We start from the raw sequence: 20,269 nt of genomic DNA, 5'->3' as shown, positions 1-20,269 counted from the left end.
TTTACTTTAGTGACTTACAGTAAGCCGCGCGGGGTTTGCCGGAGGCCATTCGGGTTAAGCCAAGCGGCGATCTTCATCTGGTCGAGTGTGGCGAAATATCGTTGTTCGGCTTCGGCGGGCGGGATATTGCCGATCGGCTCGAGAAGGCGTCTGTGGTTGAGCCAGTCGACCCATTCGAGGGTTGCGAACTCGACGGCCTCCAACGATTTCCACGGCCCGCGACGACGGATGACCTCGGTCTTGTAGAGGCCGTTGATGCTCTCGGCGAGAGCGTTGTCCTAGCTATCGCCGACACTGCCGACGGACGGTTCGATGCCGGCCTCCATCAGGCGCTCGGTGTATTTGATCGAGACATACTGGCTGCCCCGGTCGCTATGATGGACGAGGCCGCCGCTACGTACCGGACGTCAGTCGTGAAGAGGCTGTTCCAGGGCATCGAGGACGAAACCGGCATGCGCCGTGCGGCTTACCCGCCAGCCGACGATACGCCGGGCGAATGTATCGATGACGAACGCCACATACACAAAGCCCTGCCAGGTCGCGACATAGGTGAAGTCGGAGACCCAGAGCATGTTTGGCGCCGGCGCCTGAAACTGGCGGTTGACGCGGTCCTGTGGGCAGGGTGTCGCCCTGTCGCTGATCGTTGTCCTGACCGGCTTGCCGCGGATTACGCCCTGCAGGCCGATGATCCGCATCAACCGCTCCACCGTGCAGCGGGCAACAACGCGTCCTTCCCGCCGCAACTGCCGCCAGACTTTGCGCGCACCGTAGACCTCGAAATTCTCCGCGAACACGCGCCGGATATCCGCCTCAAGCGCCTCATCCCGCCGGGCACGTTCTGACCGCCTCTCGCGGTTGGCCCGCTTCGCTACATGCTCGTAGTAGGTCGATGGGGCGATCGGCAGCACCCCGCAGATCGGCTCGACCCCATAGGCCTCGCGATGATCATCGATGAACGCGATCATGGCTTGAACCGGCGGTCGAGCTCCGCCTGGGCAAAATATGCCGACGCCTTGCGCAGGATCTCATTCGCCTGGCGGAGTTCGCGGTTCTCGCGTTCCTGCGCCTTCAGCTTCGCAGATACTTCCGACGGAACACCAGGCGCACGGCCGCTGTCGCGATCCGCCTTCTGCACCCATTCACGCAGCGTATGCGGCGAGCAGCCAAACTTCGCCGCTATCGACACCATCGCCCCCTCCGCAGCATTCCACATGCCAAGGCAGGCGGAACCTTGGCTGCCTCGCCCAGCGCGACGGATGTTCACCTTCGGCTCCAGCACCATCCGCACCGCACGCTCGCGGACTTCGGCAGAAAATTTGTTCGTCGTCGGACTCGTCATCGCTCCATCCCATTTGGGAGTTGGAGCCTTCGGCAAACCCGGGGCGGTTCAGGTTGGTTGCCCGAATTCAAGCCAAGGCCGCGCCACTTGTCGTGCGTACCGCTTGTGCGCCTGTCCTGGCGCTGGAAGCTCGGCATCATAAAACCTCGGCACCCATCGCCTCGGCTGAATGGACGCTTGGTATCCGTCAGCAGGGATCGTCCGCCGAATTGTCAAGCATTCGGCCAGAGGACCATGGGGCGTTTGCGAAGTGATGCCAGAGGAAGTCGATTACGGCGGTGACACGCGCTGGTCGTAAGCCGCTTGGTGGCGTGACGATATTCAAGGCGATGGGTGGCATCGACCAATCGGCCATCGCCACTTCGAGCCGGCCCGCGGCGATGTCCTCAGCCGCCATGAACTCCGGCTGCACCGCGAGCCCTCGTCCTGCCACCAGCATTGGCCTCAGCGCATCGGCGTTATTGACCCTCAGGGGGCCACCCGGAACAACATCGACCTCCTCGCCCGTCGCATGGCGGAAGTGCCATCGACTAGATGAGGGCAGATAGGCATAGCCAAGGCAGACATGTCTTGCGAGGTCGCCTGGATGTTCTGGCCGACCTTGCCTTTCGAAATATTCCGGTGCGCCAACCAATAGACGGCGGACACGACAAACGCGACGGGTCCGCAGGGCTGAATCTGGAAGAGCCGCAATTCTGATCGCGATGTCGAACCCGCCACCAACCAGATCGACGACTTCATCGGCCAAATGTAGGTCGACCGAAAGTTCCGGATACGTTTCGAACAGTTCCGGGAGGAGCGGCGCCACGTGCGCAATCCCGAATGACATTGGCGCGGTCAGTCGGACCAGGCCACTAGGTGCAGTGGCTTGGTCCATCGCCTCCGTCTCCAGGGCCTCGCCTTCTGTCAGGATCCGGCCGGCGCTCCTGGCCGCGCGACGGCCGGCTTCGGTCAAGGAAAGGCGACGGGAGGTCCTGTTCAACAGCGCGGTGCCGATCCGTGCCTCGAGGCGGGAGATCGCCTTCGACACTGTCGGCTTCGAAATTCCCAGCTCACTAGCCGCTCGGGTGAAGGACCTGGTCTCAGCGACTTTGGCGAACAGCGCCCAGGCTTCTAGGTCGGGTAAACGACGCATGGCAATATCCAGAAATTATGAGTTTCGATTATTTCTCTTTTTTATCTCTTCTGCCAGGCAGATATTCGCCGCGTCAATACATCAACAACCGGCTCGCCCAACCGGCGGCCCAATCGTGGAGATCATCCATGGCTACTTTCGGTGCTGACAGAATTAAGAACGAGACCATCCTCGCCGCCCGGCTCCTCCTCGTCACGCTGTTTCTTGTCTTCGGGTGGAGCAAACTCACAAATTATGGTGGGACCGTCGCCTATATGGCGCAAACTGGGGTCCCCCTCCCGTCGCTTGCGGCACTTGTTGCGATTGCGGTGGAGTGCTTTGTGTCGAGCGCCATCGTGATCGGCCTCTTTACTCGGCCTCTCGCGCTGTTGATGGGAGTATACACCCTCGCCACCGGTTTCCTCGCCCATCATTACTGGACGATGACCGGTGCGGCACATTTCGAAAACGAGATTAATTTCTACAAGAACGTCAGCATCTTGGGAGGATTTCTGTTGCTCTACATCGTTGGAGCCGGCAGGTATTCGCTCGATGCAAAATTCGGCCTTGAAGTGAAGTGAGAGCCGGTCCGGCAATATCTTCGCCGAGCGATTTCAGTCCCGGCCATCGTGTATCTGTCCGTCTTCGCAAACGAACTGAATCACAATCCACTGAAATCGCTTAGCTACCTTTTGCGGTCTGGCTCCAAGCTGACCAATTCCAACGAAGCTGGAGAAGAGTGCCATGAAGTCGTCGATCACTAGGCCGTGTGGACGGAATCCCTGATATGAGGATTTGACCGATTCCCGAGCCGGGAATTGTTCGGATCACTGCGTGACCGGCAACGGAGGGTCGGGCATGCTGACGGGAATGACGGAACAGGATTGGTCTGTGGTGCTGAAGGTTTTTGACGCGGCCCAATCGAGCCGTGGCGAGCCGGGGCATGACGACCGGAAATTTCTGGAAGCGGTGCACTATTTCACTGTCCATAGCATCACGTGGCGGGCCCTGCCTGCGGAATTTGGCAAATGGAACAGCGTATGGAAGCGGTTCTGGCGGCTGAGCCGCTCCGGGGTGTTCGAGGCGTTCTTTCAGCTTCTCGCCGAATACAGCCAGACCGCGCATCTGGTGCAGTTTTTCGACAGCACAACGGCGCGCGCCCACGTCTCCGCCGCCGGGGCAAAAGGGGGCAGCAGGGCCTGGCCCTTGGCCGCTCGCGTGGCGGCTTCCCGACCAAAATTCACCTCAAGACCGATCTCGACGGCCACCCGCCCGACTTCCACCTGACCGGCGGCGAAGCCAGCGATACCACCGAGTTCGAGACCTCGCTCGATATCGGACCCGACATCCGTCCGCGTATCGCGGTGACCGACAAGAGATACGACAGCCGCGCCAACCGAGTGGCAGCTCGCGCGCGCGGCATCACCCCGGTCATCCCGCGTCGCGAAAATTCCAAGGAAAGAGGCCAATTCTTCCCGAAGCGGTTGTACCGCCGACGCGCACGCATCGAGCAGACGATCGGCAAACTCAAACGCTTCAAACGCATCGCCATGCGCTGCGATAAGACCGCAACCAGCTACGCCGCCTTCATCAGCTTCGCTTGCGCACTGATATTGGTTAAACCCGTCCACGCGACCTAACGAGCCCATCGGTGTTACAAAGCCGATGTGTTCCGACTCCGAACGTATTTTTCAAAGCTCGCGATGTCGAGCGGGGAAGGCCAGACGGTCACCGATCCGGACGGAACATGGACTTTCGGGGCCGATGGAACGATCACAGGCCGAAATCATGAATGGCGATTGCGAGGCATCAATTGACGAATTCTCTTACGCTCGCACGCAACATTGATATTGCCCGGCATGAGCTGGAAGCAAGCGGGCGCGTCAGCCTGCCTAGGAGGCGTGCGATCTGGCGCGCGATGTATCCCGATATCGAAACCAAACAAGGGCGCGATGTTGGCCATCGCCGACTTGTTCTGCTGGATATTCTCGCGGTCCAGCGCGTAATGCCGCTTTGGCGCGCGGTCTTTCCGACTGATAACTCGCCAGCTTCGATGCTGCGAATTGCTCTTGATACCGCCTTCGATCGTACGGATCCGGTACTGGCTGAAAAAACCCGCGATTCGCTTTATGTCGATATCGTCGAGAACCGGAGCTATGCGAAAGGTCAGGAGACGGCAATGTTTGTCGGCCATGCGGCTGCCAACACCATCACTACCGCCGTCTTCCAGGGGGTTCCGGATGCAGATGCCGAAATCGATGACGATGATCTCGATCCGGAAGGTTTCGAGCCGAGCATGCTTGCAGCCGCGGCGGAGGCCGGCGGATTACCCTGGTCCGAAGCCACCGACCGGAAAATAGAACGCGCCTTCTGGGACTGGTATCTAGGGAGTGCCATCACAAGAGCCTGTGAAATGACGGGAAACGAGGTTTAGCCTACCTTCCCAAATTAGAGTCGATGTCACTGATTATCGAACGACGGCTCGTAGAAAACCGCTCATAATTGGCCGCCTGGGCGCGCAGTTGCCTGCGCACCAGCGAGGAACCGCGGCCGGCCTGCGCGCCGGCCCGGGCCTCGTCGCGCGCATCCCGCGCTGCGGAGAGCATCACCTCGGGGTAGGGGCCGATGCTGAGCAGCTTCTCCTTGCCGCCGATCTTGTAGCGGAAGCGCGAGAGCTTTCCTCCGGCGGGCGTGACCAGCAGGAACAAGCCATTGGAATCGAACATCTTGTACGGCTTGTCTCGGACCTGCGCCTTGCGGACGGCGATGTCGGTGAGCATACCCCTGCCTCCTGTCCCATACCCCACATCCGACCCCGAAGTGCCCCGGGATTGGGGGGTATCTCGTGAGACGGATTAGGACACCGTCGCGGAGGAAAGTGAAGAGATTTCAGGTGGTTGAGGCTGATTGAGATCGCGTGAAACGCGAAACTGGCGGAGGGAGTGGGATTCGAACCCACGGTACGTTTTCACGCACACACGCTTTCCAAGCGTGCGCCTTCGACCGCTCGGCCATCCCTCCGGCGCCGGGGCTTCATAGCCAACAACCGCGCCGGGCTCAAGCGGGGGGCAGCGTTATTCCTCGGCGGTGTCGAGGCCGAGCAGGGCAGGGGCTTGGGTGGGGTCGAGCTCGTCGATGTCGCGCAGCTTGCGGCCGACGGCGCGGATGCGGACCTGGGTGCTGTCGATCCCCTTCGAGAGCTGTTCGGCGCGCTTCGCCAGCGCCTCGATGCTCTCGCCGAGCTTGCCCCATTCGAGCTTCACCGCCGAGAGGATGCGGCCGATTTCGCCGGCGCGGCGCTCGAGCTGGACGGTGAAATGGCCAACCCGGATCGTGTGCAGCAAGGCGGGCAGCAAGCTCGGGCTCTGGATCAGCACCCGGTGCTCGCGCTGCACCTGCTCGACCAGGCCTGGAATCCGGGCGACCTCGGCGAACAGGCCTTCGCTCGGCAGATACAGGATCGCGATATCCGTGGTGCGCGGGGGGCGGATGTATTTCTGGGCGATCTTCTTCGCCTCGTCGCGGATGCGGGTGCTCAGCGCCCGCAGCGCCTGGGTTTCGCCGTCGCGGTCGCCCGCCTCGGCGGCGAGCAGCAGGCGGTCGTAATCCTCGGTCGGGAATTTCGCGTCGATCGGCAGCCAGACGGGCTGATCCCCCTCGCGCACCGGCATGCGCAGCGCGAATTCCACCGCCTCGGCGCCGTTCGGATCGGCGCGGAAATTGGCTTCGAACGTGCCGGGCGGCAGCGTGTCGTCCAGCGTCTGGCGGATCTGCGCCTCGCCCCAGCCGCCGCGCGATTTCACGTTGGCGAACAGCCGCTTGAGATCGCCCACCTGGGTGGCGACCGACTGCACCTGGCCGATCGCCTGCTGCACCTGGGCGAACTGCTCGGCCACGCGCTGGAAGCTCTCGCCGATTTTCTGCTCCAGCGCCGATTGCAGCTTCTCGTCCACCGCGGCGCGCATCGCGTCGAGCTTGGCCTCGTTGCCGGTGCGAATTTCATCGAGCTTCTGCTCGACGCGGCCGCGCAGCGCCTCCTGCCCCTCGCGCAGGGCCAGCGAGACGCCGGCGAGATCGCGGTTCATGCGATCGGCGAGCAGGGTCTGGCTCTCGGTCAGCCGGGCAATCGCGGCCATGGTCTCGCTGAGCCCCTGGGCGCGGCCGGCCTGTGCCGCCGATTCCGCCTCGGCCAGCTTGCCAGTGAGCAAGATGGACAGTTCGCTCATCGCGCCGTGCAGGCGCGCGAGCTGCTCGCCCTGCGCCCGCGCCCCGTCCTGCACGCGGTCGAACGCCTCGCGCAGCCCGGCGCGGGACTGTTCGGCGATCTCGCCGCGCAGGGCGGCGATCTGGCGGGATTGCAGGACCGCGAGGACGACGAGGATCGCGGCGCCAAGGGCGGCGATGGTGGCGGCGATGGCGGCGGCGAGCACTGGGCTCAGGCGTCCATCTTCAGCGCCGCGAGGAAGGCGGTCTGCGGGATTTCGACCTTGCCGAACTGGCGCATCCGCTTCTTGCCCTCCTTCTGCTTCTCCAGCAGCTTGCGCTTGCGGCTGATGTCGCCGCCATAGCACTTGGCGGTGACGTCCTTCGACAGCGCGCCGAGGGTTTCGCGGGCGATCACCCGGCCGCCGATCGCCGCCTGGATGGCGATCTTGAAGAGCTGCCGGGGGATCAGGTCCTTCAGCTTGGCGCAGATCGCGCGGCCGCGGGTGTCGGCGACGGAGCGATGGGCGATGAAGGCCAGCGCGTCCACCGGCTCCTGGTTGACCAGGATGGAGATCTTCACGAGGTCGCCCTCGACATAGTCGTCCATCTGGTAGTCGAAGCTGGCATAGCCGCGGCTGACCGATTTCAGCCGGTCATAGAAGTCGAACACCACCTCGTTGAGCGGCAGCCGGTAGACCGCCATGGCGCGGTTGCCGACATAGGTGAGGTCGACCTGCTGGCCGCGGCGCTCGTTGCAGAGGGTGAGGACGGCGCCGAGATAGTCGTCCGGCACCATGATGGTCGCGCGGATCCAGGGCTCCTCGATATGGTCGATGACCGAGCCGTCCGGCATGTCCGCCGGGTTGTGCAGCTCCATCATCTCGCCGCTGGTCTTGTAGAGCCGGTAGACCACCGAGGGCGCGGTCGCGATCAGGTCGAGATCGAATTCGCGCGACAGACGCTCCTGGATGATCTCGAGATGCAGCAGACCGAGAAAGCCGCAGCGGAAGCCGAAGCCGAGCGCCGCCGAGGTCTCGGCCTCGTAATGGAAGCTCGCATCATTGAGCCGCAGCTTGGCGAGGCTGTCGCGCAGCTTCTCGAAATCGTCGGCATCGACCGGGTAGAGCCCGCACCAGACCACCGGGATCGACGGCTTGAAGCCGGGCAGGGGTTCGGTGGCGGGGGCGCGGTCGTCGGTGATCGTGTCGCCCACGTTGCAGTCGGCCACCGTCTTGATGGCGGCGGTGATGTAGCCGATCTCGCCGGGGCCGAGATCGGCCTGCGGGGTGAGCTTGGGCGAGAAGGTGCCGACCTGGTCGATGGTGTGGACCGCGCCGGTCGACATCATGCGGACGCGCTGGCCCTTGCGCAGCCGCCCGTCGCGCACGCGCACGAGAATGATCACGCCGAGATAGGAGTCATACCAGCTGTCGACCAGCATGGCCTTGAGCGGCGCCGTCTCGTCGCCCTTCGGCGGCGGCAGGCGGGTGACGAGCGCTTCCAGCACCGCCTCGATGTTGAGGCCGGTCTTGGCGGAGATTTCCACCGCGTCCGACGCATCGAGCCCGATCACGTCCTCGATCTGCTGCTTCACCCGCTCGGGTTCGGCGGCCGGCAGGTCGATCTTGTTGAGCACGGGGACGATCTCGTGATTGGCGTCGATCGCCTGGTACACATTCGCCAGCGTCTGCGCCTCCACGCCCTGCGAGGCGTCGACCACCAGCAGCGAGCCCTCGCAGGCGGCGAGCGAGCGGCTCACCTCATAGGCGAAGTCGACATGGCCGGGCGTGTCCATCAGGTTCAGGACGTAGGTCTTGCCGTCCTTCGCCTTGTAGTTGAGGCGCACGGTCTGCGCCTTGATGGTGATCCCGCGCTCCTTCTCGATGTCCATGTTGTCGAGCACCTGCTCGGTCATCTCGCGGGCGGAGAGCGCGCCGGTGGTCTGGATCAGCCGGTCGGCCAGGGTCGACTTGCCGTGGTCGATATGGGCGATGATCGAGAAGTTGCGGATCAGTTCGGTGGGGGTCGAGGTCATGCGCGCTGTTTAATCGAGATCGGGGCGAATGTCAGCTTCATTGCGCGGAAGGCGGCCCCGCTTCGATATGTCGGGTCCATCGTACCATTGAAAAGAACGATCGGTTGCGCCAAACCTGCCTTCAGTCACAGAACGGTGACAAGCCGAGACGGGACGTGACATCGGCGGCGGGCTTTCCCATCTCTCGACAGGATCGGCAAACAGCCGATAAGCCTGCTCCGGCACCGGACCGTCGTCCATCACGACCTGCGTTGAGGAGATCCGCATGAACCCCCTGAAACAACTCGCTGAAGCCGGGCAGGCGCCCTGGCTCGACTTCGTCCAGCGCGGCCTGATCGAGGGGGGAGAACTCGCCACCATGGTCGCGCGCGACGGGCTCAAGGGGGTCACCTCCAATCCGGCGATCTTCGAGAAGGCGATCGCCCATGCGCCGGAATACGGGGAGGCGTTCCAGCGCTTCGTCCGCGAGCGCGACTGCGCGCCAATGGAGATCTACGAACACCTGGCCATCGCCGACATCCAGGCCGCGGCGGACGCGCTGGCGCCGGTCCATCGCGAAACCGGCGGTCGCGACGGCTTCATCAGCCTCGAGGTCTCGCCCTACCTCGCGAACGACACCCAGGGCACGATCGACGAGGCGCGCCGCCTGTGGGCTGCGGTCGACCGCCCGAACCTGATGATCAAGGTGCCGGCGACCTCGGCCGGAATCCCCGCGATCCACACCCTGATCGGCGAGGGGCTGTCGATCAACGTCACCCTGCTGTTCGCGGTGCCCCGCTACGAGGCGGTGGCGCAGGCTTATATCGCCGGCCTTGAGGATTATGCGGCAAAGGGCGGCGACGTGTCGAAGGTGGCGAGCGTCGCGAGCTTCTTCGTCAGCCGGATCGACACCGTGATCGACCGTGAATTGCAGGCGAGGATCGATGCCGGCGGCCCGGCCGGCATCCTGCAGCCGCTGCTCGGCCAGGCCGCGATCGCGAATGCCAAGCTCGCCTACGAGAGCTTCCGCAGGATTTTCGCGGGCAAGGCGTGGGAGGCGCTGGTCGCGAAGGGCGCGCAGGTGCAGCGCCTTCTCTGGGCCTCGACCGGCGTCAAGAATCCCGACTATCCGGACACGCTCTACGTCGAACGGCTGATCGGCCGCGACACGGTGAACACGATGCCGCCGGCCACGATGGACGCGTTCCGCGACCACGGCTCGGTCGTGCATGACGCCGTCGAACAGGATATCGAGGGCGCCTATGCCGTGCTGCATGCGATCGAGGAGCAGGGCATTTCGCTCGCGACCGTCACCCATGACCTGGTCGAGGATGGCGTGCGCCAGTTCGCCGAGGCGTTCGACAAGCTGCTCGGTGCGGTCGCCGAAAAGCGCGAGGCGCTGGTCACGGTGAACGCCGCGCGCATCGAGGCGCCCGAGGATATCGCCCACGCGGTGAACGAGGCCGCCGCAGGCTGGCGGGCGGATGGCGTGGTCCGGCGGCTCTGGGCCGGCGACGCCGCGGTCTGGACCGGCGCCGACGAAGCCGACTGGCTCGGCTGGCTCGACATCGTCGGGCAAGAGCACGCGCATGTCGGCACGCTGGTCCGCTTCGCCAACGCGATCCGCGAGGGCGGCTTCACCCATGTCGCCCTGCTCGGCATGGGCGGATCGAGCCTCGGGCCTGAAGTTCTCGCCACCAGTTTCGGCCGCCAGGCCGGCTGGCCGCACTTCCACATGCTCGACAGCACCGATCCCGCCCAGATCCGCGCGCTGGAGCGGAAGCTCGATCTGGCGAAGACGATGTTCATCGTCTCGTCGAAGTCCGGCAGCACGCTGGAGCCGAACATCATGCTCGCGCATTTCCGCGCCCGCATGATCGAGACCGCGGGCGAGGCGGCGTGGTCGCGGCACTTCACCGCGGTGACCGATCCGGGCTCCTCGCTCGAACAGGTCGCGAAGCACGAGCGTTTCGCGCATCTCTTCCATGGCGTGAAGTCGATCGGCGGGCGCTATTCCGTGCTGTCGAAGTTTGGCCTGGTGCCGGCGGCGGCGATGGGGATCGACGTGTCGGACTTCCTGGTCCGGACCTCCCACATGGTCGCCTCCTGCGCCGCGAGCGTGCCGGCGGATCGCAATCCCGGCGTGCGGCTCGGCCTCCTCCTCGGCACCGCGGCGACGCGGTTCGGCCGCGACAAGGTGACCATCGTGACCTCGCCGCGCATTGCCGGTCTCGGCGCCTGGCTCGAACAGCTCATCGCGGAATCGACCGGCAAGCAGGGGCGCGGACTCATCCCCGTGGATGGCGAGGCGCTCGGCGAGCCCGCCGCCTATGGCAAGGACCGCGTCTTCGCGCAGCTCGTGCTCAAGGGCGATGAGGACAAGGCTCAGGATGCGAAGCTCGCAGCACTCGCGAAAGCGGGGCATCCGGTGGTGCGGATCGTGCTCGATGACGTCGCCCAGATCGGTCAGGAATTCTTCCGCTGGGAGATGGCGACCGCGGTCGCCGGCGCCATCATCGGCATCAACCCGTTCGACCAGCCCGACGTCGAGGCGAGCAAGATCAAGACCCGCGCGTTGACCGATGCCTATGAGAAGGGCGCGCCCGTCGCCGCCCCCGATCCGGTGTTCCGCGAGAACGGCATCGCCGTCTACGCCGACCCGGCGAACGCCGAGGCGCTCGGCCGTCACAACACTTTGTCGGCCTGGCTGAAGCACCATTTCCAGCGCGCCCACGCGGGCGACTATATCGGCCTGCTCGCCTATATCGAACACACGCGGGCGCACGAGGCGAAGCTGGAGGCGATTCGCCTGCGGTTGCGCGATGCCCGCAAGGTCGCGACCTGTGTCGGCTTCGGCCCGCGCTTCCTGCACTCCACCGGGCAGGCCTACAAGGGTGGGCCGAACAGCGGCGTCTTCCTGCAGATCACTGCCGATGACGCGGCGGATTTCGCCGTGCCCGGCCACCGCTACAGTTTCGGCCAGGTGAAGGGGGCGCAGGCGGAGGGAGATCTCGGCGTTCTCGTCGAACGCGAACGCCGGGCCATCCGCGTTCACCTTGCCGAGGTGGACGCGGGGCTCGCCGAACTGGAGAAGGCCATCGACCACGCCTTCGCTTGAATCTTGCGGGCGCGCAGCTCCGCGCCCGACCGGAGACCATTGACGAGCGTCATGCCCGGCGGCCCCGCGTCGTGGGACCGTCAGCGGCATGGCGCGGCAACAGGAACGGAGACAGAGCCATGAAGATTGGTGTGATCGGCCTTGGCCGGATGGGCGCCAACATTGTCCGCCGGCTGATGCGAGACGGCCACGACTGTGTGGTTTTCGACAAATCGGCAGAATCCGTCGAAAAGCTCGAGAAGGAAGGGGCGACCGGCGTGCGCGATCTCGCAGGCCTCGTGAAGGCTCTGGAGCCACCGCGTTCGGTCTGGGTGATGCTTCCGGCCGGGCAGGTGACGAGCGAGACCGTCGACGCGCTCGGCGACCTTCTCGGGCAGGATGACGTGGTCATCGATGGCGGCAACAGCTTCTATCGCGACGATATCGCCCATGCCGCGCGGTTGAAACGCAAGGGCATCCATTTCGTCGATGTCGGTACCTCGGGCGGAGTCTGGGGGCTCGAACGCGGCTACTGCATGATGATCGGGGGCGACGACGCCATCGTCTGGCGGCTCGACCCCGTGTTTCGAACCCTGGCGCCGGGGCGTGGGGAAATCGAACCGACGCCGGGGCGCGAGGGACGGGACGAGCGTGCCGAGCTTGGCTACATCCATGCCGGCCCGAACGGCGCCGGGCATTTCGTGAAGATGGTGCACAACGGCATCGAATACGGGTTGATGCAGGCCTATGCGGAAGGCTTCGCGATCCTGCGCAACCGCTGCGCCGATGCGTTGCCCGAAGCCGAACGCTACGACCTCGATGTCGCCGACATTGCCGAGGTGTGGCGGCGCGGCAGCGTGATCTCGTCCTGGCTGCTCGACCTGACCGCCGCGGCACTGGCGCGCGACGGGGCGCTTTCCGACTACAGCGGCTATGTCGAGGATTCCGGCGAGGGACGCTGGACGATCAACGCCGCGATCGAGGAGGCGGTTCCGGCCGATGTGCTCACCGCCGCACTCTATGCGCGGTTCCGCTCCCGGCTCGATCATACGTTCGGCGAGAAGATCCTGTCTGCCATGCGACAGGGCTTCGGCGGTCATGTCGAGCAGGGACCGGCTGCTGCCAAGCAGGGAGGTGGCGCATGAACCCGCTGGCAAAACACCCGCTCCGGTCAGAGGCCGGATCCTCCGGCGCCGCCTCGGCCTCCCCCGCGGGCCCCTGCAGCGTCGTGATTTTCGGTGCCGCGGGGGATCTGACCAAGCGGCTGCTGGTGCCGGCGCTCTACAATCTTGCGAATACCGGCCTGGTGCCCGAGAAGTTCGGCCTGCTTGGCGCCGATATCGCCGACCTCGACGCAAAGCACTGGACCGGCTCGCTGCGCGAGATGCTGGAGAGCTTCGTCGGCGATCCGGAAGCCGAAGACCAGATCAAGCAAGTTGACGACGCCGCATGGGATCGCCTGAGGGCGCATGCCGATTACGTCCAGGGTGATTTCACCAGGGACGAATTCTACGAAACCCTGAAGTCCCGCCTCGAAGCGATCGAAAATTCGCAAGGCACGGGCGGCAACCGGCTGTTCTACCTTGCGGTGGCCGACCGGTTCTTCGCACCGATCGTCGAGCATCTGGGCAAGGCCGGCCTCGTGACCGAGGATGAGTCGGGCGGGGGGACGTGGCGGCGGATCATCATCGAAAAGCCGTTCGGCCACGACCTTGCATCGGCTCAGGACCTGAACCGACGGCTTCTGAGCGTGGTCGACGAGCGGCAGATCTACCGGATCGACCATTTTCTTGGCAAGGAAACCGTTCAGAACATCATGGCGTTGCGGTTCGGCAACGGAATCTTCGATCCGCTCTGGAATCGCGATCGAATCGACCATGTGCAGATCACCGTCGCCGAGACGGTCGGCGTCGAGGGACGGGCGAAATTCTACGAGCAGGCCGGCGCGTTGCGCGACATGGTGCCGAACCACGTCTTCCAGCTCGTCGCCATGGTGGCGATGGAACCGCCGGTTGGTGTGCGGGCCGAGGCGATCCGCGACAAGAAGCTGGAACTCTTCTCCGCCATCCGCACCTTGCGTCCGGAGGATGCCGTGCGTGGCCAGTATGGCGCGGGCGAGGTGTCCGGCCAGTCAGCGCGCGGCTATCGCGAGGAGCCAGGTGTTGCTGCGGACTCGAATACCGAAACATATGTCGCGTTGCGGCTTGCCATCGACAACTGGCGCTGGGCCGGCGTGCCGTTCTACATTCGCACCGGCAAGCATCTTTCCGAGCGGATGACCGAAATCGCCATCCGCTTCCGCAAGCAGCCGCTGGCGCCGTTCCAGGGCGCATCGCTCGATGGCCTGCCGCCGAACTGGCTGGTTCTGCGCATCCAGCCCGATGAAGGCATCGCCATCGAGTTCGAGGTGAAGCAACCCGGCCAGACCATGCGGCTGGCGCCCGCCCGGATGCAGTTCAGATATCGTGACCGTTTCGAACCGGAACCGAACGTCGGCTACGAAACCCTTCTGTATGATTGCATGATCGGCGATCAGACCCTATTCCAGCGGGCAGACATGGTCGAGGAGACGTGGCGTGTGGTCGGCCGTGTTCTGGACGCCTGGGGCAGAGACCGAGCCGCCGATTTCCCGAACTACCGCAGCGGCAGCGCGGGACCGGATGCGGCGGACAAGCTGCTTGCGGATGATGAGCCGACGCGGCGCTGGCGACCGGTCGCGCTCGATCCGGCGGAGAGCGGGCAATGAGCCGCGCGGTCGATCTCGTGATTGCCGATGTCGATGGCACCCTGGTCACCAATGACAAGCGCCTGACGGCGGCGACGAAGCTGGCGGTCGATGCGCTTCGCGAGGCGGGCATCCGCTTCGCGATCACCAGCGGGCGGCCGCCGCGCGGCATGCGGATGCTGAGCGAACCGCTCGCCATCGACACGCCGCTGGCCGGGTTCAACGGCGGCGTGATGATGGCCCCCGATTTCAGCCGCGTCGTCGCCTCGCACGACCTGCAGGACGACGTGATCGGCAAGGCCATCGATCTGCTCGATGACCATGGCCTCGATGCCTGGGTCTACACGCATGATCGCTGGCTGGTCCGCGATGCCGCGGCGCCGCATGTCGATCGCGAACAGCGTACCGTCGCGTTCGAGCCGGAGACCGTCGAGCGCTACGATGTATCGTCTCTTCATGGCGTCGTGAAGATCGTCGGGGTGACCGATGACGCCGAGCGTATGAAATCCTGCCTTGCCGCCGCGCACAAGGCGTTCGGTGACGGCGTGACGGCGGACTGCTCGCAGCCCTATTATCTCGATATCACCAGCGCACATGCGAACAAGGGCGCGGTGGTGGATGCGATGTCGAGCGAGCTCGGCATCCCGCACGAGCGTATCGCGACCATCGGCGACATGCCGAACGATGTTGCCATGTTTGCCCGTAGCGGCCTTTCCATCGCGATGGGCAATGCCGATGACAGTGTCAAGCGGAAGGCGGATCATGCCACACGCGGCAATGAGGAAGATGGCTTTGCCGAAGCGATGATGCGCTTCGTGCTCGAGGGGAGACGCTGATGAAACCTGTGCGTGGCGAACTCGTCGTCGTGCCCGATGCGAAAGCCTTCGCCGAATACGGAGCGCGCCTCTTTGCGGAAGAGGCCGCCGCCGCGCGCGGCCGGTTCGTGGCCGGCCTCGCCGGCGGATCGACGCCGCGCGCATTGTACGAACGGCTGGCTGCTGCGCCCTGGCGCGACAGCATCGACTGGACACGCATCGATCTCGTTCTCGGCGATGAGCGGTTCGTCGCGCCGGATGACGACAAGAGCAATGTCCGGATGATCCGCGACGCCCTGACCGCGCATCTGCCGGCGGCGCCCCGCCTGCATCAGGTGCCGTTCGACGGGATGACGGTCGATCAGGCCGCCGCGGCATATCAGCAGGATCTGGCCGAGGTCCATGGCGCAGCGACTCTCGATCCTTCGAGGCCATTCTTTGATCTTTGCCTGCTTGGCATGGGCGATGACGGTCATACCGCGTCACTTCTGCCCGGTCAGGACGATCTGCTCGGTGAACGGCAACGCTGGGTGATTCCGGTGACCAAGGGACGCCCGGAAGCACGCGTCACGCTGACCTACCCGATCCTCGAAAGCGCGCGGGTCGTGGTGTTTCTCGTCTCCGGCGCGGGCAAGCGCGACATGCTCGATCGCGTCCTGAGCGGTTCGGATCGTGACGTGCCCGCCGCCCGCCTCAGGCCGGTCGGACGCCTGATCTGGCTCGCGGATCGCGATGCCGCCGGACGATGGGCGGACTGAAGGGGGCACATCGCATGGGAACCGATTTCGAAAATGGCAAGCGTGCGGCCGCGCGGCTGGCCGTCGGTCTCGTCGAATCCGGAATGCGCGTGGGCCTCGGCACGGGGTCGACCGCCGCCCATTTCATCGATCAGCTCGGCGCGCGCGTCCGCGCCGAAGGGCTCGACATCGAATGCGTCGCGACATCCGATCTCACGGCAGCCAGGGCGGAGTTCCTCGGCCTGCGCCTCGTGCCGCTCGATGGTTCCCTCGACCTTGCGGTTGACGGAGCCGATGAGGTGGAGTTCGGAACGCTCCGCCTGATCAAGGGGCTGGGTGGTGCCCTGCTGCGGGAAAAGCTGGTGGCGCAATCGGCACGGCGCTTTGTCGTCATCGCCGACCGGAGCAAGCTGGTGACACGGCTCGGCGCGCATTCGAAACTGCCAGTCGAGATCGTCCGCCATGGCGCGGACCGCACCTGTGCCAGGCTCGCCGAACTGGATCTTGCGCCCGTTCTGCGCGCGAATGCCGGCAGTCCCTTCGTTTCGGATGGCGGCCACTTCATTGCCGATTGCACCATGCCGAAAGGCATCGTGCCCGAAGCCGTCGAGTCTGCCCTCCGCTCGATTGCCGGCGTTGTCGGCACCGGCCTCTTCCTGTCGGGTTCCGCCTGCGCGATCATTGGCTATCCCGATGGCTCGACCCGCCAGTTCGATGGCGACGCGGTCTCCGCGGCCGGCCTCGCACCCGCCGCGGCCACGCTGCGTTGCCTCGGCCTGCCGAAGCCGGACATTCCGCCACTGATCGCCGTGATGGGTGTTTCCGCATCCGGCAAATCCACGATCGGGCTTTTGCTGGCGGAACTTCTGGGCGTGCCGTTCTGCGATGGCGACGATCTGCATCCGGAGTCGAACCGTGAGAAAATGCACTCCGGCCGCCCGCTCGACGATGAAGACAGGATGCCCTGGCTGCATCGCATCGCCATGCGCCTTGCGGAATGGCGGACGAGACGATGCGGCGGCGTCATTGTCAGCTCGCTTCTGACGCGGCGTTATCGCGATCTGGTGCGCGGCGGTGCGGGCCCGTTCACGCTGGTGCATCTCGATGGATCGCGCGATCTGCTGGCCGCGCGCATCGCCGCACGGCGCGGTCACTTCATGCCGGCATCCCTGCTCGACAGCCAGCTCGCCGCGCTCGAGCCGCCGCAGGCCGGAGAGGATGCGATTGTCGTCTCGATCGATGAGTCTCCCGTCGGCATCGTGCGGAGCATCATGCGGTCGCTGCAGGCTGGCCAGGTTTCAGCAAACTAGCGAGGGGAGGGCGCGATGAGCCTGAGAATCGAGGATTACGCAATCATCGGAGACCGGCAGACAGCGGCCCTTGTCGGCAAGGACGGCTCGATCGATTTTCTTTGTCTGCCACGGTTCGATTCCGATCCGTGCTTCGCGTCGCTGCTTGGAACGCGCGAGAACGGGCGGTGGCTGATCGCACCGGCTGAATCGCCCCTGCGGGTGGAGCGGCGTTACCGCCCCGAGACCCTTGTGCTTGAAACCGACTTTCATACCGATGACGGCGTGGTGCGGGTGACCGACTGCATGGTCCCCCACCCGCATGACACCACGCGGCTGGTCCGCATGGTGAGCGGCCTGTCCGGACGAGTGGAGATGCGGCTGGACATCGTGTTCAGATTCGGCTTCGGCCGCGTCGTACCCTGGGTGCAGCGGCTGCCCGGCCATGAAGGTTTCGTGGCGGTCGCCGGACCCGACATGGTCGTGGTCTGGGGCGACGTGCCGATGACCGGCCGCAATCAGCACACGGAAGCGCAATTCACAATCGAGGCGGGTGAGGAGTTCCTGTTCGGCCTCGAATGGTTGCCCTCGCACAAGCGGGTGCCACATCGTTTCGATATGAAAATGGGAATTGAGCAGGCATCGGAGCGCTGGCGCAGCTGGGCGCAGCGCGCGCCGGTCCGTGGGCGCTGGGCCGAAATCGTGCGGCGGTCGCTCATCACGCTCAAGGCGCTGACACATTGGGAAACCGGCGGAATCATAGCGGCGGCGACGTCTTCGCTGCCCGAGCAACTCGGCGGCGAGCGCAACTGGGATTACCGGTTCTGCTGGCTGCGCGACGCAAGTTTCACACTCCAGGCGCTGATGAATGCGGGGCACCGGGACGAGGCACATGCGTGGTCGCGCTGGCTCGATCGTGCGATCGCCGGTGGTGCCGAGGACATCCAGATCATGTATGGCGTGGCCGGAGAGCGCCTTCTGACCGAACGCGAGATCGACTGGTTGCCAGGCTATGAAGGTTCAAAGCCGGTCCGTGCCGGCAATGCGGCCGCGGGCCAGCGTCAGCTCGACGTCTTCGGTGAACTGATGAATGCTCTCTATCAGGCACATGTCGGCGGGGTGCGGCGGGATGAGAACAGCTGGAACATCCGCCTCGTCCTGCTTGAAACCCTGGAGAAGATCTGGGCCGAGCCCGACGAGGGTATCTGGGAAGTGCGTGGCGGCCGCCAGCAATTCGTCCACTCCAAGGTGATGGCCTGGGTCGCGTTCGACCGGGCGATCCGCTCCGTCGAGGATTACGGCTACGACGGTCCGGTCGAACACTGGCGCGCGATCCGCCAGCAGATTCACGATCAGGTCTGCCAGAACGGCTTCGACGCGGAGATGAACAGCTTCGTTCAGGCCTATGGCTCGAAGGCGCTGGATGCGAGCCTGCTGCTGCTGCCGATCGTCGGCTTTCTACCGCCCGACGATCCGCGCATCATTGGCACCGTCGCCGCGATCGAACGGTATCTTCTGCAAGATGGATTCGTGCGCCGTTATGACACCGAAACAGGAAAGGATGGATTGACCGGCAATGAAGGTGTCTTTCTCGCGTGCAGTTTCTGGCTGGTCGACAATTACGTGATGATGGGCCGGCGCGCGGATGCCGAAGCCCTGTTCGAAAAGCTGGTGGCGTTGCGCAACGACGTGGGATTGTTCGCCGAGGAGTACGACACGGTCAACCGGCGACAGATCGGCAATTTCCCCCAGGCATTCACGCATGTTGCGCTCGTGAACGCAGCGCTCCGCCTGAGCGAGGAGGGGCAGGACGCCGGATAGCGCGCCCGCCCCCCGGGCGCGTGCTCAACTCTCGGTCATCGCCTCGATAATCGCCGAGCCCATGCCTGCGGTCGTCCCCTGACCTCCCAGATCGGGGGTCAGCGCGCGGCGCTCCTCGATCATGTTTGCCACGGCCTGCTCGATCAGGCGCGCCGCGGCGGTTGCCGCGGGTTCGGCATGGCGGCGGCCGAGCCAGTCGAGCAGCATCTGGCCTGACATGATCATTGCATAGGGATTGGCGATCCCGCGCCCTGCGATGTCAGGTGCGGAACCGTGTGTCGCCTGCGCCATCGCATGGCGCGGCCCGGCGCACAGTCCTGCCGCCATCCCGAGACCGCCGACCAGGCCGGCGGCCTCGTCGGTCAGGATGTCGCCGAACATGTTTGTGGTCACGACGACGTCGTAGCGCTGCGGGGTCATCACCAGGCGCATCGCAAACGTGTCGACGATTGCCTCGTCATAGGTCACATCGGGATATTCCGCCGCCAGCCTTCGACATTCCTCGGCGAACATGCCGCAACCGAGCTTGAACACGGTGTCCTTGTGCACCGCGGTCAGATGCCGGCGGCGCGCCCGTGCCAGTTCGAATGCCGCCCGCGCGACTTTCGATGACCCGTTCCGGGTGATGACCCGCACGGAGATCGTCACGTCCGGCGTTGGCCGAAACTCGCCCGAGCCGGCGACGACGTTGCGGTCCGGCTGGAAGCCCTCGTTATTTTCCCTGACGATGACGAGATCGACGCCCTGATGCAGGCAGGGCAGCGCGGCATGGGACTTCACCGGCCTGATATTCGCGAACAGGTCGAAATGCTTGCGCAGCAGCGGATGCGGGTTGATCGCCTCAGGTATCTTCGGATAGGCCATGTGCCCGATCGGGCCAAGCAGCCACCCATCCAGGGCGTCGAGCCGCTCGATGGTTCCGTCCGGCAGGGTAGAACCCAGGCTGTCAAGCGCCGCCCGGCCGATCGGGATATCCTGCCACTCGATCGCGAGCCCGGTCCGGGCTGCGGCGGCCTGCATGACCCTGACAGCCTCCGGCACGATTTCATGCCCGATATCGTCGCCGTTGAGTATGCCAATCTTCATTATCTCGATTGCCTTCTTTGCAGTTT

General features: G+C 64.7%; 15 protein-coding genes, 1 tRNA gene, 2 pseudogenes and 1 other annotated feature. Of the genes and pseudogenes, 11 read left to right on the top strand and 7 right to left on the bottom strand.

What is annotated here, in order from left to right; all coding sequences use genetic code 11:
• Positions 1-14: 14 nt before the first annotated feature.
• Positions 15-1,339, bottom strand: a pseudogene (locus tag ACRY_RS19090) (IS3 family transposase).
• Positions 891-1,007, bottom strand: a sequence feature (AL1L pseudoknot). Its footprint overlaps the pseudogene before it by 117 nt.
• A 187-nt stretch (positions 1,340-1,526) precedes the next feature.
• Positions 1,527-2,474: a LysR family transcriptional regulator gene (locus ACRY_RS08845; RefSeq protein ID WP_011942130.1), complete on the bottom strand. Its 948-nt coding sequence runs from the start codon at positions 2,472-2,474 to the stop codon at positions 1,527-1,529.
• A gap of 128 nt (positions 2,475-2,602) precedes the next feature.
• Here ACRY_RS08845 and ACRY_RS08840 point away from each other — a divergent pair, with 128 nt between their 5' ends.
• The 4 genes and pseudogenes from ACRY_RS08840 to ACRY_RS08825 all read left to right on the top strand — a co-directional run bounded on the left by ACRY_RS08840 (position 2,603) and on the right by ACRY_RS08825 (position 4,887).
• Positions 2,603-3,034, top strand: coding sequence for a DoxX family protein (locus ACRY_RS08840; RefSeq protein WP_011942129.1), 432 nt, complete (start codon positions 2,603-2,605; stop codon positions 3,032-3,034).
• Positions 3,035-3,311: 277 nt separating this feature from the next.
• Positions 3,312-3,482, top strand: a pseudogene (locus tag ACRY_RS20495) (transposase); the annotation flags it as partial.
• Positions 3,482-4,093, top strand: a complete 612-nt coding sequence (locus ACRY_RS19085) for an IS5 family transposase (RefSeq protein WP_011942128.1) — start codon at positions 3,482-3,484, stop codon at positions 4,091-4,093. The pseudogene ACRY_RS20495 and the gene ACRY_RS19085, both read left to right, overlap by 1 nt.
• A 152-nt stretch (positions 4,094-4,245) precedes the next feature.
• Positions 4,246-4,887, top strand: coding sequence for an Imm5 family immunity protein (locus tag ACRY_RS08825; RefSeq protein ID WP_011942127.1), 642 nt, complete (start codon positions 4,246-4,248; stop codon positions 4,885-4,887).
• A gap of 1 nt (position 4,888) precedes the next feature.
• On the opposite strand, the gene ACRY_RS08820 is transcribed toward ACRY_RS08825, so the two are convergent.
• From ACRY_RS08820 to lepA, 4 genes are all read right to left on the bottom strand, one after another.
• Entirely contained in the window at positions 4,889-5,233 is a 345-nt protein-coding gene (locus ACRY_RS08820; RefSeq protein ID WP_011942126.1) for an Arm DNA-binding domain-containing protein, read from the bottom strand.
• Between the two features lie 151 nt (positions 5,234-5,384).
• Positions 5,385-5,474 (bottom strand) — tRNA-Ser (locus tag ACRY_RS08815).
• A gap of 53 nt (positions 5,475-5,527) precedes the next feature.
• Positions 5,528-6,883 (bottom strand): DNA recombination protein RmuC, encoded by a 1,356-nt coding sequence (locus tag ACRY_RS08810; RefSeq protein WP_011942125.1) that lies wholly within the window; start codon positions 6,881-6,883, stop codon positions 5,528-5,530.
• A 5-nt stretch (positions 6,884-6,888) separates the two neighbouring features.
• Positions 6,889-8,694: a translation elongation factor 4 gene (gene lepA / locus ACRY_RS08805; protein WP_011942124.1), complete on the bottom strand. Its 1,806-nt coding sequence runs from the start codon at positions 8,692-8,694 to the stop codon at positions 6,889-6,891.
• A 265-nt stretch (positions 8,695-8,959) separates the two neighbouring features.
• Here lepA and ACRY_RS08800 point away from each other — a divergent pair, with 265 nt between their 5' ends.
• The 7 genes from ACRY_RS08800 to ACRY_RS08770 all read left to right on the top strand — a co-directional run bounded on the left by ACRY_RS08800 (position 8,960) and on the right by ACRY_RS08770 (position 19,157).
• Positions 8,960-11,791, top strand: coding sequence for a bifunctional transaldolase/phosoglucose isomerase (locus ACRY_RS08800; RefSeq protein WP_011942123.1), 2,832 nt, complete (start codon positions 8,960-8,962; stop codon positions 11,789-11,791).
• A 119-nt stretch (positions 11,792-11,910) separates the two neighbouring features.
• Positions 11,911-12,915, top strand: a complete 1,005-nt coding sequence (gene gnd, locus ACRY_RS08795) for a phosphogluconate dehydrogenase (NAD(+)-dependent, decarboxylating) (RefSeq protein WP_011942122.1) — start codon at positions 11,911-11,913, stop codon at positions 12,913-12,915.
• Entirely contained in the window at positions 12,912-14,516 is a 1,605-nt protein-coding gene (gene zwf, locus ACRY_RS08790) for a glucose-6-phosphate dehydrogenase (RefSeq protein ID WP_011942121.1), read from the top strand. The genes gnd and zwf overlap by 4 nt, the downstream gene beginning before the upstream one ends.
• The gene (locus ACRY_RS08785) at positions 14,513-15,331 is read left to right on the top strand and encodes a Cof-type HAD-IIB family hydrolase (RefSeq protein ID WP_011942120.1); all 819 of its coding nucleotides are present in this window, start codon (positions 14,513-14,515) and stop codon (positions 15,329-15,331) included. The genes zwf and ACRY_RS08785 overlap by 4 nt, the downstream gene beginning before the upstream one ends.
• Entirely contained in the window at positions 15,331-16,068 is a 738-nt protein-coding gene (gene pgl / locus ACRY_RS08780; protein ID WP_011942119.1) for a 6-phosphogluconolactonase, read from the top strand. The genes ACRY_RS08785 and pgl overlap by 1 nt, the downstream gene beginning before the upstream one ends.
• Positions 16,069-16,082: 14 nt before the next feature.
• Positions 16,083-17,357 carry a ribose 5-phosphate isomerase A gene (gene rpiA, locus ACRY_RS08775; RefSeq protein ID WP_011942118.1) on the top strand — a complete coding sequence of 425 codons (1,275 nt, stop codon included), beginning with the start codon at positions 16,083-16,085 and terminating at the stop codon, positions 17,355-17,357.
• 15 nt (positions 17,358-17,372) lie between these two features.
• On the top strand, positions 17,373-19,157 hold the full coding sequence (locus ACRY_RS08770) for a glycoside hydrolase family 15 protein (RefSeq protein ID WP_011942117.1): 1,785 nt from the start codon (positions 17,373-17,375) through the stop codon (positions 19,155-19,157).
• A gap of 24 nt (positions 19,158-19,181) precedes the next feature.
• On the opposite strand, the gene ACRY_RS08765 is transcribed toward ACRY_RS08770, so the two are convergent.
• Positions 19,182-20,243 (bottom strand): isocitrate/isopropylmalate dehydrogenase family protein, encoded by a 1,062-nt coding sequence (locus ACRY_RS08765; RefSeq protein WP_011942116.1) that lies wholly within the window; start codon positions 20,241-20,243, stop codon positions 19,182-19,184.
• Positions 20,244-20,269 lie beyond the last annotated feature (26 nt).

It is taken from the genome of Acidiphilium cryptum JF-5, from assembly GCF_000016725.1.
GTDB lineage: Bacteria > Pseudomonadota > Alphaproteobacteria > Acetobacterales > Acetobacteraceae > Acidiphilium > Acidiphilium multivorum.
This window is presented reverse-complemented; position numbering and strand designations above follow the sequence as displayed.